Genomic DNA, 12,738 nt, shown 5'->3' with positions numbered 1-12,738 from the left:
CTCATTTCTCCTAGAAGTGCAGGTGCGCCGAGGCGTTGAGATTGGCCCGGCCGCCGCGCCAGTTGTCCACGTGGTACTTGGTGAACGGCAGCTCGGTCAGCTCGAAGAAGCGGGGCCAGCCGATGCGCTCGATCCACTCGCCCATGCGCTCCCAGGCGCGGGCATCGGCCTTGTAGACGGCTAGGATCTTCTTCACCACCTCGGCCACTTCCGGCCAGCGGGGCGCATTGTTGGGCAGGCCCGCCGCTACCAGCTTGTGGAACATGGGCTTGGAACGGGTGGAGGAGTGCTTGCCGCCCACCCAGATGGCGATCTTGGAATGGACCGGGTCGTTGATCTGCATGGGCGGGCAGGGCGGATAGCAGGCGCCGCAGCACACGCACTTCTTCTCGTCCACTTCCAGCGACGGCTTGCCGTCCACCAGGGCGGGACGGATGGCCGCCACCGGGCAGCGCGCGATGACCGCCGGGCGTTCGCAGACGCCGGCCACCAAAGCGTGGTTGATCACCGGCGGCTTGGTGTGCTGGACGTTGATGGCGATATCGCCCTGGCCGCCGCAATTGATCTGACAGCACGAGGTGGTGATCTTGACGCGGTTGGGCATCTCCTCGGACTTGAACTCGTCGACGAGTTCGTCCATCAGCGCCTTGACCACGCCCGAGGCGTCGGTGCCGGGGATGTCGCAGTGCAGCCAGCCCTGGGTATGGCTGATGAAGCCCACCGAATTGCCGGTGCCGCCCACCGGAAAGCCGTCCTTTTCCAGACGCTCGATCAGCGGGGCCACCTTGGCCTCGTCGGTGGTCATGAATTCCACCGAGGAGCGCACGGTGAAGCGCACATGGCCGTCACAGAAGGTGTCGGCGATGTCGCACAGGGCGCGGATGGTGTGGACGTCCATCTGGCGCTGGGTGCCGGCCTTGACGGTGTACACCGCCTCGCCCGAGTCCGAGACGTGGCGCAGCACGCCGGGGCGGGGACGGTCGTGGAAGGCCCACTGGCCGTAATTGCGGACCAGGGCCGGATGCATGAACTGCTTGGAATCCGGGACGCCGCATTCGACGGGACGACGAAGTTCGCTCATATCCTTGGTCTCCTACTCGGCGGCCGAATTCTTGCGCTCGGCCCACTTGCGGGCCTCCTCGTCCCATCCGTCGGTGCGGATGTAGGAGTTGGTGCGCGGCTGGTTGATCATGTTGACGTCGAGTTCGAGACCCAGGCCTTCCAGGTAATTGACCAGGCCGATACGCTCGATCATCTCGCCGGTGCGCTCGTGCTCCAGCGCGTTGTCGGCGAAGAAATCGAGCATGTTGTGGGCCAGCTCCACCAGACCAGCGAAATCCTCCTCGGTCTCCAGCTTCATGAAGGGGACCAGGACGGTGCCCATCAGGTCGCCGATCTTCAGCGTGCGCTTGCCGCCCACCAGGATGCAGATGCCCCGCTCCTTGCCGGGCTTGAGCGCCTTGGTGCAGACGTTGATGCAGTGCATGCAGCGCACGCAGGACTTGTTGTCCACGTCCAGGGTGTCGTCGTCGTTCAACCCTAAGGCCTGGGTTGGGCACATGCGGATCACCTGGTTGATGAATTCCTTGCGGCCCAATTGCTTGACCTTGGCCTTCACCTCGTCCTGGTCGACCTGCATGTCGTCCTTCCAGGTGCCCAGGATGGCGACGTCGGCGCGCTGGGTGGCGTTGGCGCAGTCATTGGCGCAGCCCGAGAACTTGAACTTCATCTTGTAGGGCAGCGAGGGACGGTGAATGTCGTCGGTGAAGTCGTTGATGATGGCGCGATGGGCGGCCAGGGTGTCGTAGCAGGCCTGCTCGCACCGGGCCGGGCCGACGCAGGAGGCGGCGGTGCGCACGCCGGCGCCGGCGCCGCCCATGTCGAAGCCCATCTCGTTCAGCTTGTCCCAGGCGGGCTGCACCTGCTCGGTGCGGCAGCCCTGGAACATGATGTCGCCCGATTGGCCGTGCAGGGCGATCAGGCCCGAGCCGTGCTCCTCCCAGATGTCGCACATCTGGCGCAGCGTCTTGGTGTCATAGAAGAAACCCGGCGCCGGCATGATGCGCAGCGTGTGGAATTCCGAGGATTCGGGGAACTGGGCCGCCTGCTCGGAAAAGCGGGCGATGACGCCGGCGCCATAGCCGAACACGCCCACCGTGCCGCCCTTCCAATAGCCCTTGCGGGTCTGGTAGCTGTGCTCCAGCTGGCCCAGCAGGCCCTTCATGATCTTGGCGCTGGGCTTGTCCCCGTCCTCGGCCAGACGCTTCAGGCCCGTCACGAAGCTGGGCCAGGGACCGCTTTCCAGCTGGTCGAGCATGGGGGTCGGCGGCATCTTCTTCGACATTGTTGTTTCGCTCCCTCACCGTCGTCACTACGCGTTCGCACGCGCGCCAAAACGGCGCGGCAATACGCTGGGTCAACTTTTTGATCCGTTGGGAAGCTTTGCTCCCGGACCTCTCCTGATTGTCCGGCCGTTCTATGCGGCTCGTTACATTCGAGGATGATAATATTATGGACAGCGTCGATCCAAGTGGATTCTTTAGCGAATTCGCATGAAAATGGCGGGGGAGGAAAAATTCCAATGATTCCAAGCTATTTTCGCCTGGATGATCGGGACGCATATGGGCGCTGGCGCGAGTCCAGGCTGGCCCGCGCCCCTCGGGACGTGGGTGACCTGGTCGTCGAAGTGGGCGACATCGCCGCGCTGAGTGGGGCCGAATTGGCGGCGCTGCGCGACCGGCTCGGCCGTTGCAACATGGCGGTCTACGCCGAGCGGCCCAAGCCGGGTCGCGACGACAAGGCGGCGCTGAAATCCCTGGGCGCCCGGCTGGGGCTGGCGACGCTGGATGCCAATGCCCTGGCCGACGACGATGGCATCACGCCCCTGGCCGTGCACCGCGAGGGCCAGCGCGCCCGCTATATCCCTTACACCGAGCGGCCCATCACCTGGCACACCGACGGCTATTACAATCCGCCGGAGCGCATTGTGCGCGCCCTGCTGCTCCATTGCGCCGGCAAGGCGGCCGAAGGCGGCGCCAACCGGCTGATGGACCACGAGATGCTCTATATTCTGCTGCGCGATCAGGACCCGGAGCTGATCCGGGTACTGATGCAGCCCGACGCCATGACCATTCCCGGCAATGACGAGGAAGGGCTGACCCGCCCGGCCACCGTGGGGCCGGTGTTCTCGGTCAATGCCGACGGAAGCCTGCACATGCGCTATACGGCGCGGTCGCGCAACGTGGTGTGGTCCGAGGCGGCCGCCCCGGCGGCGGCGGCCATCCGGCGCCTGCTGGACGGGCCGTCGCCCCACATCTTCGAGCATGTGTTGGAGCCCGGCCAGGGGCTGGTCTCCAACAATCCGTTGCACACCCGCGAACCCTTCAAGGACGATCCCGCCAGTCCACGCCTGCTGTATCGTGCCCGCTATCACGAGAGGATTTCATGACCACCGACGATCCCCAATTCGCCAAGGAAGACGTGACTCACCTCGCCACCCTGGCGGCCCCCTGGAGTCGCGAGATCAGCTTTTCCGCCGTGGATCACGAAAGCGGCCTGAGAATCCTGCGGATGCGCATCAAGGAAGGCCGCGCCCGCTTCACCATCGTCGATCTCGATGAGAAGACGGTGGCTGAGATGATGGCGGTGATGGGGGAGTGGGGCGCGAAATAGCTGTGGGCTCCGCCCACGCCCGCAAAGGGCCCGAGGCCCTTTGATCCCCGTGGGGTAGGGGAATGGGACCTGTCAGGCCGTGCCCCGGACCAGATCGAGGATGATTTCCTCCAGTTCCGGCTCGGCGCCCAGGCCGGTGGCCAGGGCGACTTGGCGGCCGTGGCTTGCCACCGGGCCGGTCTCGCCCTGGGAGAGGCTGAACAGCGGCGGGATGTCGCGGCCGGCGTGCAGGCCTTGCGCCACCAGCAGCGGCAGGGCCACCACCTGCCGGCCCTTGATCAGATCGGGCCAGTGGCGGGCGAGGGGCTCCTGCTCCAGGAAGACCAGCTCCACCTCGGCGAAGTGATTCATGGCGGCCAAGGCCGCGGCGATGGCGCGGGGCGTCTCGCCCGCGCCGCCCGGCCGTGCCGAGCCATGGGCGATCAGCAGCAGGCTGGTCCCGCCCGGCGCCCAGCCGCAGGACCGCGCCACGCCATCGGCACGGCAGGCCAGCAGGCCGGGCAGGCGGGGATGGGTGCCGGCCGGCTCGGTGTAGATCACCCGGCGGTCATCGCGCAGGGTTACCTGACCGGTCAGTCCAATTTCGCGCGGGATCAGGGTGCCGGTGTAATAGCCCCGCCCGGCGAAGACCGGAACCACGTACACGGTCTTGGATTGGACCAGGGACAGGGCGGCCGCGAGCGGCGGGTCCTGCTTCATGAACACCGCCGTCACCTCGGCGAACAGCCCTCTGGCCCGGATGGACTCCGCCAGGGCCAGGATGGGCCTGGCGGCATCGGGGTAGTTGCCCGAGCCATGTCCCACCAGCACCAGGGCGGAGGATTGGGGGGTCACGGCTTGCCGAACCAGTCCAATTCGTCGGCCAGCCCAACCACCTTGCCGATGATCAGCAGGGTGGGGGCCTGCAATCCGGCCTCGCGGGTCAGGCCCAGCAGGGTGTCCAGGGTTCCCACCACCCGGCGCTGGCGCGGCGTGGTGCCGCTTTCCACCGCCGCCGCAGGGGTGTCGGCGGGCAGGCCAGCGGCCATCAGCCGCCCGGCGATCTCGGGCAGGGCCTGCAGACCCATATAGACCGCCAGGGTGATGTCCGGGTCGGCCAGCTTGGCCCAGTCCAGGTCGAGCGAGCGGTCCTCGCGCAGATGGCCGGTGACGAAGCGCACGCCGGTGGCCAGCCCGCGATGGGTCAGCGGAATGCCGGCATAGGTGGAACAGCCGGCGGCGGCGCTGATGCCCGGCACCACCTCGAAGCCGATGCCGTGGCGGGCCAGATACAGGGCTTCCTCGCTGCCGCGTCCGAAGACGAAGGGATCGCCACCCTTGAGACGCACCACATCGCGGCCCGATTGCGCCAGACGCAGCAACAGCTCGTTGATCTCGTCCTGGACCAGATGGTGGTTACCCAGCGCCTTGCCGGCATAGAGGCGCTCGGCGGCGGCCGGGATCAGGTCCATGATTTCCTTACTGACCAGTCGGTCATAGACCACTAGGCCGGCGCCCTGGATCAGGCGCAGTGCCTTGACGGTCAGCAGGTCGGGGTCGCCCGGCCCCGCCCCGATCAGAAAAACCCGCCCTGCCTTGGTATCAGACGTGGCCTTGCTCATGGCCTCTCCCGCTCTTTATATTATCTTACACTAAAGTAATGGGCGCCCTGGGCGCCACGAAATTCCGTCACCGGCCAACCCGGCCATCGTCCGCCCCTTCCCCTCACCGGGGGCGGTCGGATATGGTGGCGCAAATTGACGTCTTTGACATCGGCCGTTTTGTGACCCCAAGCCATTCCGCTCCGCCGCAACCATCCCACCCGCATCCGGGGCATCCGCATCCGGGCCACCGGCATGTGCGGCGGCGGCGGACCTTGCGGCGCACGGTCTACCACATGCTGGGCGGCGACGGCCATTCCGACCTGCTGGTCAAGATGGTGGACGCCTTCCTCATCGCCCTGATCGTCTTGAACGTGGCGGCGGTGGTGCTGGAATCCATCGAGCACCTGTCCATCGCCCATGGGCCGGTGTTTCACGCCTTCGACCTGACCTCGGTGGCCATCTTCAGCCTGGAATACGTGCTGCGCCTGTGGACGGCGGTGGAGCTGGACGATCCCAAGTTCCGCCATCCGGTCTGGGGGCGGCTGCGCTGGGCGGTGTCGCCCATGGCCATCGTCGACCTGCTGGCGGTGCTGCCGTTCTTCCTGGGCATCGTGGTCGAGCTGGACCTGCGGGCCATCCGCGTGCTGCGCGTGCTGCGGGTCTTCAAGCTGGGCCGCTATTCCATGGCCATGAACGTCATGGCGGCGGTGGCGCGCCAGGAAGCGCGTTCCATCGGCTCGGTGCTGTTCGTCATGATGGTGATCCTGGTGCTGACGTCGAGCCTGATCTACCTGTTCGAGCACCGGGCCCAGCCCCATGTGTTCAGCGATATTCCCACCTCCATGTGGTGGGCGGTGGTGACGCTGACCACCTTGGGCTATGGCGACATGGTGCCGGTCACGCCGCTGGGGCGGATGCTGGGCGCGCTGACCGCTATTCTGGGCGTGGGCATGATCGCCTTGCCGGCCGGTGTTCTGGCCTCGGGCTTTTCCGAGCAGATGCGCATCCGCCGCGAGGAATACCGCGAGGCGGTGGAAAAGGCGCTGGAGGACGGCTCCATCAACCGCTCGGAACGTCGCCTGCTGGACCGCACGCGGCGCAGCCTGCAGCTCTCCGAGGAAGAAGCGTCGCTGATCCTGCGCCAGTCGGTGGAAACGGGGCACCTTTGCCCCCATTGCGCCAAGCCGCTGCGCGGGCCGCATTCCCATCCGGAAGAGGATTGAGCGGAGCCCGCTACCCCCCGAATCCGGCCTTGACCAGCAGGACGTGGAAGTCGCGCAGGGCCTTTTGCGCCCGCTCGGCGTCGGTGAAGCCGTCGATAAAATGGGCGTCGAAATTGGGCTGGCGCAGCAGGGCCAGGATGCGCTGGCGGGCGCGGTTCATGGCCTTGCCCTCGGGCAGCACGCCGGCGGCGCAGAACTGGACGAGGCGCACGGCGCGGTCGCGCAGGTGGGAATCCTGGTGGTCCAGCTTCTCGACGATCTGCTCGGTGACCAGATAGGCCTCCAGCATGGTGTCGATGAAGCCGCAGATCTTTTCACGCACCGCCGGCGGCAGGGCGGTGGTGGCGGCGGCGGTCTTGTGCGCCAGGGTGGCACGCAGCATCTTGTCCTTGGGTGGCAGGGAGCGCAGGCAGAAATCGCCCAGATGGCGGGCCGACAGGCAGTAATCCACCAACTCGGCGATATCGGCGATGGCGTCGCCGCCCCAGGGGGTGGCGGCCAGGTTGCAGATATAGATCAGCCCCAGGGCGCGGTCGGGCAGCATGCGGAACAGGCCATTGACCGTGGCCTTGCGGCCCGCCGCGCCGCCCTGCTCGATCTGGCGGGAATAGCGGATGGTCAGGGCCTCGGCGGTCTCGGGTCCCGAGATGAAGCCGGTGGGCGTCATGGCACGGTCCACCAGCTTCTTCAACTCCTCCAGCTCCTTGCCTTCCTGGCTGCGGTAGAGCGGGTTGGGCGACTTGATCTGGCGGTGGGCGCGGTCCAGCAGGCAGGCGCGGCTGATGGGCAGCTTGGCCTCGCCGAACAGGCGGTTGAGGATAACGGCGGATTCGCCGGCCTCGCTCTTCTCGGTGGGAAACTTGCCGTCGGCCAGGTCGAACATGCGGCAGATGGCGGCGCCCAGGCCGGGCTGCCAGCCGAGGATTTCCTGCACCACCGCCGAGCCCAGCACATCGGCGATAACGCCGTCCAGCAGTTCGACGGCATGGGGGTCGGAATCCTCGACCGCCAGCTTGCACAGGAATTCGAGCTTGCCGACCCAGGAGCGGGCGTTGATCAGGTCGCGCGACAGCAGCACCATGGCCAGATAGTCGACGTCCTCGCCGGCCGCCTTGCCCCTGATCTCCCGGATGGCGTCGGAGAACCGGCCGTCCAGCTTGGGCAACTGAAGGTTCTCCACCCGCCTGGCGCGGGCCGAGATGTCGTCGATGGACTTGAAGATCTCCTGGCTGCGCGACTTGGAATCCTGGTCGGAATCCTTGGTCTGCAACTGGGACACCCGATCCACGGCCGACGGCACCAGGGTGTCCTTTTCCTGGAGCCGCTTCAGCTCCTTGTAATTGTGCATCAGCTCGGTGGGCGTCAGGATCGCCTTGTCGAGATAGCTGCGGAAGATGCGGTTGACCACGCTGCGGCCGGAATTCCCCAGGAACTCGTCGGGGGTCTCGCACTTTTCCGGGACCTCGTCGATCTGGGCGATGCGGACCGGGCCGTCGTCATTGACCGAACGGGTCTGGGCGAAGATCTCGGTCTCGTCCATGGTGCCGTCCGAGCGCATCCAGTTGCGCACGATGCGCGCACCCTCGCACTTCTTGTCGGCCAGGAATTTCTTGGCGAGCGCTCGCGCCTCTACCTCCTTTGGAACGACAGTTTCCGTCGCCCAACGGCCGCCCTTGCTGACCTGAACTTCAAAGTTTTCCCGACTGGAGACCATTCTGGTCCTCGCCCGCCACGTGTATTCATGCCCACCGACCAGACATTCAGTCTCGGATGGATACTGAAAAATAGCCGCTGCCGACACACTATGTCACGGGGTTATTCGGATAATCACGGATAGGCATACACATAAGGCGGGTTGCGGTTCGCGCCGCGAACGTCCAGAATCCGGCCAGAACCCCATGGGGAATGGGCGGGGGAGGATCGAAGAAGATGTCGAGCTACAGGATTTCCTATATCCGCTCCACCGGCTGGACCCGCCTGGGACTGGCGGGCGCGGTGGGCATATTGTTCATCTCGCCCATGCTGTGGGCCTTGGGCACCTTCGGGACCGGCGACGACGCCCTGCATCGCGCGGTGATCTTCGCCCTGTCGGGCCTGTGGTTCTCGGTGGGGACATTCTATGTGGTCGGCTGGGCGCTGCAGGGCTTCGTGGTCCGCCAGAAGGTCTCCGACGAGGATGCCGACGAAGGTCCCGCCCGCCGCCCGCTCCCCAGCGCTCCGCCGCCCGCCGCCCGTCCGCCGGCCCGTCCTTCCGGGCATTAACAGGCTGCGAAAAGGCTCCCCTTCGGGGGCGTTTGCCCCCGATCCCCCAATCGGGAAGCCCAGCTTCCCGAACCCTTTAGTTTCTTGAAAAGCTGGTGCCTCCGAACGGGCCAGGGTGGTAGCCCTGCCACGCAAGCGGGGTTTCGCCACAGCTTGCTCCAAGAGCCAAGGCCAGCCATCCGATCCACGCATGCCGCCATGCGGCCGCCGGGGGCGAGTCCTGCGCTCGGCCCTTGAATCCTGCCGCCACCCCTATATATTAGAGTCATCTAACATATTGTGATGATTCCAAGGACGAGGTGCGTGATGCTCAAGGATTGGAACGAATTGGCCAACGGGCTGTCCAAGATGGTGGGACAGGTGCGCGGTGGGGTGCCCGAAGTGATGAAGGGCTTTTCCGCCATGGCCAAGGCGGCGACCGCCGATGGGGCGCTGGACGGCAAGACCAAGGAACTGATCGCCCTGGCGCTGGGCATCGCAGCGCGCTGCGACGGCTGTCTCGCCTTCCACGCCAAGGCGGTGGTGGATCTTGGCGGCACCCGCGACGAGGTGATGGAGACCATCGCCATGTCGGTCTACATGGGCGGCGGGCCGTCGCTGATGTACGGCGCCCTGGCGCTCGAGGCCTATGACCAGTTCGCGGCCAAGAAGCAGGCCGCCGAGTGATGGTGACGCTGTCGCCCATGGATTGGGGGCTTGCCCTGGCGGGCGGGCTGCTGATCGGGCTGGCGGCGGCCGGGCTGATGCTGACCTACGGCCGGGTGGCCGGGGTCAGCGGCCTGGTGCGCAATGCCCTGGGCGGCCGGCTGGAGGCCGTCGCCTTCGTGATCGGGCTGCCGCTGGGCGCCCTGCTGGTTCAGGTCGTGGCCGGGGGCGGCGCAGCCGTCGCCTTCGCCTCGCCGGGGCGCCTCGCCCTGGCCGGTCTGCTGGTGGGCGTGGGGGCCGGGCTGGCCAATGGCTGCACCAGCGGCCACTCGGTCTGCGGCATCGCTCGCCTGTCGCCCCGTTCTCTGGTGGCGACGGTCCTGTTCATTGCGGTGGGCGCCGTCATGGTCGCCCTGGTGGGAGTACCCAATCCATGAGCCGCGCCCTTGTCTTCCTGCTGATCGGCGTGGTGTTCGGCGCCGGCCTGGCCCTGTCGGGGATGACCGATCCCGCCAAGGTGGTGGGCTTCCTCGATTTCTTCGGTCATTGGGACCCGCGCCTGACCGCCACCATGGGCGGCGCCGTCGCCATGGCGTTTCTGGGCCAGTGGCTGCTGCGCCGCCGCGGCCGGACCCTGGCGGGGGCCGAGATTCCCGCGCCGCCGCCCACGCGGATCGACGCCCGGCTGCTGATCGGTTCCACCGTTTTCGGGGCCGGCTGGGGACTGGCCGGGTTGTGTCCGGCGCCCGCTTTGGCGGTTTCCCTGCACCATCCGGTGGCGCTGGTCTTCGTGGCTGGCTTCGTCGCCGGATTGCTGGGTGTGGCCCGGCTGGCCGGGGGAAAGGCGTAGGGCGAGTCACATCGCCTATTCCTCCCCGGCCTTTCCGCGGGTTATCCTTGCCGCCCTTCTCGGAAAAGCGGCCGGGTATCCCATGCGTGACCACGAGATCGAGGCGGCCTGGCGCGGGCTGGCCTCGTGCGAGCAATGCTCTATCCGCGACCTGGTGCTGTTCGCCGACCTCAAGGGTGAGGATTTCGGCGTCATCCACCTGCCCATCGAGGATATCCGCCTGCCGGCCGGGGCCGCCCTCTACCAGCCGGGGCAGGAGGCTGGGCACGCCTTTACCGTGCGCGAGGGGCTGTTCAAGCTGGAACAGTATCTCCCCGACGGCAGCCACCGCATCGTCAGCCTGCTGGGCCAGGGCGACGTGGCCGGGCTGGAGGCCACGGTGGCCGATGCCTACGAGCACGCGGCGGTCGCCCTGTCGCCCGCCAAGGTCTGCCGCATCCCCCGCGAGGTGCTGACCCGCCTGTCGCCCAAGCTGCACCGCCAGCTAATGAAGAAGTGGCACGACGCCGTCCAGCGCTCCCACGAATGCACCCGCGAATTGTCCACCGGCAGCGCCCGGCAGCGGGTGGCCCGGCTGTTCCGGCTGCTGGCCCCCGAGACCTCCCCCGATTGCCGCCTGTTCGGGCGGGAGGACCTGGGGGCGCTGCTGGGCATCACGCCCGAAACCGCCAGCCGGGTGGTGGCGGAATTCAAGCGCCTGGGCGTGGTCACCGAGATCGCGCCGAACCTGTTCCAGCGCGATCTCGCCGCCCTCGACGGCATCGCCGGCGAGGGCTGACTCCGCTTACCGGTCGGGTCCGGCGAACAGGGTTTCCGTCTTGACCTGGCGGCCGGGTCCGGTGAGCTGGAAGCTGACCGGCATGCTCTTGGACACCACCTTGTCGGCGGGAATGGTGACGTAGAGGCGGAACGAGCCCACGGAATCGCGGGGGACCTGCATTTCGGCCTCGGCCACGGAATCCTCGCCACCCACCACCGTGATGGTGGCGCCCTCGATGCCGGCCAGGCGCAGCTTGAAGGTCCGGTCCTCGGACTTCATGTTGAGGATCTTGTAGACATAGCCGTTGCGGATGGAGCCGTCCGACATCTGCACGAACAGCGGCGCTCGCTCGTGCAGCACGTTGACGTCCACGTCGGGACGCGTGGTCAGGCGGAACAGCATGACCGAGGCCACCAGGGCCAGGATGGCGCCATAGGCCAGGGTCCGCGGCCGGATCAGGCGCAGCCCGCCGCTGCGACCCTCGCCGCGCGCCGCCAGATTGGCCGAGGAATCATAGGACACCAGGCCGTGGGGCAGCTTGAAGCGGTCCATCACCTGATTGCAGGCGTCGATGCACAGACCGCAGCCGATGCACGCCAGCTGATTGCCGTTGCGGATGTCGATGCCGGTGGGGCAGGCCTGGACGCAGGCCAGGCAGTCGACGCAATGGCCGCGTCCGGTGAAGTCGCGGTTGGCCGGGGCCGGGCCGCGGGCCTCGCCCCGCCAGGCCTCGTAGGAAATGATCAGCGAATGCTCGTCGAACATGGCCGACTGGAAGCGGGCATAGGGGCACATATAGATGCACACCTGCTCGCGGGCATAGCCGGCCAGCAGGAAGCACAGTCCCCCCACCACGGCGATGGCGCCATAGGTCGCGGTGCTGGCCTGACCGGTGAAGATGTCGCGCAGCATCTCGAAGGCGTCGCCGAAATAGAGCGTGAAGCCGATGCCGCAGGCCGCCGCGATGGCCAGCCAGATGACGTTGACCAGGGCCTTTTTCGCCAGCTTGCCCGCCGACAGGGGGGCGCGGTCGAAGGCGATGCGCTGGTTGCGCTCGCCGATCACCAGCCGCTCCACCGCCACGAACAGATCGGTATAGACCGTCTGCCAGCACAGGAACCCGCACCAGACGCGCCCCACCAGCGAGGTCATCAGGAACAGGGCGATGGCGGCGAAGAACAGCAGGCCGGTCAGGAAGTAGACTTCCTGCGGCCAGATCTCGATGAAGAAGAAATAGCCGCGCCGTCCCGCCATGTCGGCCAGGATGGCCTGGCTGGGCGCCCCGGGGCCGCGATCCCAGCGGATCAGCGGCGCCAGATGCCAATAGGCCAGCAGCAGGACGCTGGCCCACCACTTGAAGCTGCGGTAACGCCCCTTCACGCCTCGGGGGTGGATCTTGGCCGAGGCGGCGTAGGCCGGTGTCGCGGAACAGGCAGGGGACGGCTGAGGCGTCTTGCCGAGCATGGACATGAGGGGGCTCTTTCGCTGTGGTTAGCCCGCCGAGCCTAGGCGGTGGCGGCCTTGGGCCGCATTGACAATTCGCAGGGTGGGTCTGGAATTTTTATAAAACGAACAAGGCCGCCGACGGGGAGCGTGCGGCGGCCTTGTCGGTATGACGCCAAGGGAGGGCAAGGCTGTCATGACGCCACCGGGAACGCGGCGTCGCCGATCAGGCGGGAAAGGGCCGGAGGCGCTTGTGGACAGGGGATCTGCCCCCGGCCTTCCCGCATGAGAAGCCTTCCC

The 12,738-nt window shown here is 66.9% G+C and carries 14 protein-coding genes; 8 read left to right on the top strand and 6 right to left on the bottom strand.

The window, feature by feature from the left end:
• Positions 1–10 precede the first annotated feature (10 nt).
• Together dsrB and dsrA are read right to left on the bottom strand one after the other, a co-directional pair.
• Positions 11–1,081: a dissimilatory-type sulfite reductase subunit beta gene (gene dsrB / locus AMB_RS17040; protein ID WP_011385728.1), complete on the bottom strand. Its 1,071-nt coding sequence runs from the start codon at positions 1,079–1,081 to the stop codon at positions 11–13.
• Between the two features lie 12 nt (positions 1,082–1,093).
• Complete coding sequence (dsrA, locus tag AMB_RS17035) at positions 1,094–2,344, bottom strand: dissimilatory-type sulfite reductase subunit alpha (RefSeq protein ID WP_011385727.1); 1,251 nt, start codon at positions 2,342–2,344, stop codon at positions 1,094–1,096.
• A 237-nt stretch (positions 2,345–2,581) separates the two neighbouring features.
• Here dsrA and AMB_RS17030 point away from each other — a divergent pair, with 237 nt between their 5' ends.
• Both AMB_RS17030 and AMB_RS17025 read left to right on the top strand, forming a co-directional pair.
• On the top strand, positions 2,582–3,448 hold the full coding sequence (locus AMB_RS17030) for a TauD/TfdA family dioxygenase (RefSeq protein ID WP_011385726.1): 867 nt from the start codon (positions 2,582–2,584) through the stop codon (positions 3,446–3,448).
• The gene (locus AMB_RS17025) at positions 3,445–3,672 is read left to right on the top strand and encodes a DUF6967 family protein (RefSeq protein ID WP_011385725.1); all 228 of its coding nucleotides are present in this window, start codon (positions 3,445–3,447) and stop codon (positions 3,670–3,672) included. Before AMB_RS17030 ends, AMB_RS17025 begins: the two co-directional genes overlap by 4 nt.
• A 72-nt stretch (positions 3,673–3,744) precedes the next feature.
• Here the strand turns inward: AMB_RS17025 and AMB_RS17020 are convergent, their stop codons facing one another.
• On the bottom strand, positions 3,745–4,506 hold the full coding sequence (locus AMB_RS17020) for a CbiX/SirB N-terminal domain-containing protein (protein ID WP_011385724.1): 762 nt from the start codon (positions 4,504–4,506) through the stop codon (positions 3,745–3,747).
• Positions 4,503–5,273, bottom strand: coding sequence for a uroporphyrinogen-III C-methyltransferase (gene cobA / locus AMB_RS17015; RefSeq protein WP_011385723.1), 771 nt, complete (start codon positions 5,271–5,273; stop codon positions 4,503–4,505). Before cobA ends, AMB_RS17020 begins: the two co-directional genes overlap by 4 nt.
• A 254-nt stretch (positions 5,274–5,527) precedes the next feature.
• Here cobA and AMB_RS17010 point away from each other — a divergent pair, with 254 nt between their 5' ends.
• Entirely contained in the window at positions 5,528–6,478 is a 951-nt protein-coding gene (locus AMB_RS17010) for an ion transporter (RefSeq protein ID WP_231848873.1), read from the top strand.
• 10 nt (positions 6,479–6,488) lie between these two features.
• Here the strand turns inward: AMB_RS17010 and AMB_RS17005 are convergent, their stop codons facing one another.
• Positions 6,489–8,192, bottom strand: a complete 1,704-nt coding sequence (locus tag AMB_RS17005) for a hypothetical protein (protein ID WP_011385721.1) — start codon at positions 8,190–8,192, stop codon at positions 6,489–6,491.
• 215 nt (positions 8,193–8,407) lie between these two features.
• On the opposite strand from AMB_RS17005, the gene AMB_RS17000 reads away from it, so the two are divergent.
• From AMB_RS17000 to AMB_RS16980, 5 genes are all read left to right on the top strand, one after another.
• Complete coding sequence (locus tag AMB_RS17000; RefSeq protein WP_011385720.1) at positions 8,408–8,740, top strand: hypothetical protein; 333 nt, start codon at positions 8,408–8,410, stop codon at positions 8,738–8,740.
• 306 nt (positions 8,741–9,046) lie between these two features.
• Positions 9,047–9,406, top strand: coding sequence for a carboxymuconolactone decarboxylase family protein (locus AMB_RS16995; protein ID WP_043744988.1), 360 nt, complete (start codon positions 9,047–9,049; stop codon positions 9,404–9,406).
• Positions 9,406–9,822 (top strand): YeeE/YedE family protein, encoded by a 417-nt coding sequence (locus AMB_RS16990; protein ID WP_011385718.1) that lies wholly within the window; start codon positions 9,406–9,408, stop codon positions 9,820–9,822. The genes AMB_RS16995 and AMB_RS16990 overlap by 1 nt, the downstream gene beginning before the upstream one ends.
• Positions 9,819–10,235 carry a DUF6691 family protein gene (locus AMB_RS16985; RefSeq protein ID WP_011385717.1) on the top strand — a complete coding sequence of 139 codons (417 nt, stop codon included), beginning with the start codon at positions 9,819–9,821 and terminating at the stop codon, positions 10,233–10,235. Before AMB_RS16990 ends, AMB_RS16985 begins: the two co-directional genes overlap by 4 nt.
• Positions 10,236–10,317: 82 nt before the next feature.
• Positions 10,318–11,013, top strand: coding sequence for a Crp/Fnr family transcriptional regulator (locus tag AMB_RS16980; RefSeq protein WP_043744986.1), 696 nt, complete (start codon positions 10,318–10,320; stop codon positions 11,011–11,013).
• A gap of 6 nt (positions 11,014–11,019) precedes the next feature.
• Here AMB_RS16980 and ccoG read toward each other — a convergent pair whose 3' ends face one another.
• Positions 11,020–12,465: a cytochrome c oxidase accessory protein CcoG gene (gene ccoG, locus AMB_RS16975; RefSeq protein WP_011385715.1), complete on the bottom strand. Its 1,446-nt coding sequence runs from the start codon at positions 12,463–12,465 to the stop codon at positions 11,020–11,022.
• Positions 12,466–12,738: the final 273 nt, after the last annotated feature.

This window comes from Paramagnetospirillum magneticum AMB-1, from assembly GCF_000009985.1.
Classification (GTDB): domain Bacteria; phylum Pseudomonadota; class Alphaproteobacteria; order Rhodospirillales; family Magnetospirillaceae; genus Phaeospirillum; species Phaeospirillum magneticum.
Note: the sequence above shows the minus strand (reverse complement) of the source record. Positions and strands in the feature narration are given on the sequence as shown.

Bases quoted from the DNA above. Each gene is read 5' to 3' on its own strand.
- dsrB (WP_011385728.1), bottom strand. From the start codon at position 1,081: ATGAGCGAACTTCGTCGTCCCGTCGAATGCGGCGTCCCGGATTCCAAG.
- dsrA (WP_011385727.1), bottom strand. From the start codon at position 2,344: ATGTCGAAGAAGATGCCGCCGACCCCCATGCTCGACCAGCTGGAAAGC.
- AMB_RS17030 (WP_011385726.1), top strand. From the start codon at position 2,582: ATGATTCCAAGCTATTTTCGCCTGGATGATCGGGACGCATATGGGCGC.
- AMB_RS17025 (WP_011385725.1), top strand. From the start codon at position 3,445: ATGACCACCGACGATCCCCAATTCGCCAAGGAAGACGTGACTCACCTC.
- cobA (WP_011385723.1), bottom strand. From the start codon at position 5,273: ATGAGCAAGGCCACGTCTGATACCAAGGCAGGGCGGGTTTTTCTGATC.
- AMB_RS17005 (WP_011385721.1), bottom strand. From the start codon at position 8,192: ATGGTCTCCAGTCGGGAAAACTTTGAAGTTCAGGTCAGCAAGGGCGGC.
- AMB_RS17000 (WP_011385720.1), top strand. From the start codon at position 8,408: ATGTCGAGCTACAGGATTTCCTATATCCGCTCCACCGGCTGGACCCGC.
- AMB_RS16995 (WP_043744988.1), top strand. From the start codon at position 9,047: ATGCTCAAGGATTGGAACGAATTGGCCAACGGGCTGTCCAAGATGGTG.
- AMB_RS16990 (WP_011385718.1), top strand. From the start codon at position 9,406: ATGGTGACGCTGTCGCCCATGGATTGGGGGCTTGCCCTGGCGGGCGGG.
- AMB_RS16985 (WP_011385717.1), top strand. From the start codon at position 9,819: ATGAGCCGCGCCCTTGTCTTCCTGCTGATCGGCGTGGTGTTCGGCGCC.
- AMB_RS16980 (WP_043744986.1), top strand. From the start codon at position 10,318: ATGCGTGACCACGAGATCGAGGCGGCCTGGCGCGGGCTGGCCTCGTGC.
- ccoG (WP_011385715.1), bottom strand. From the start codon at position 12,465: ATGTCCATGCTCGGCAAGACGCCTCAGCCGTCCCCTGCCTGTTCCGCG.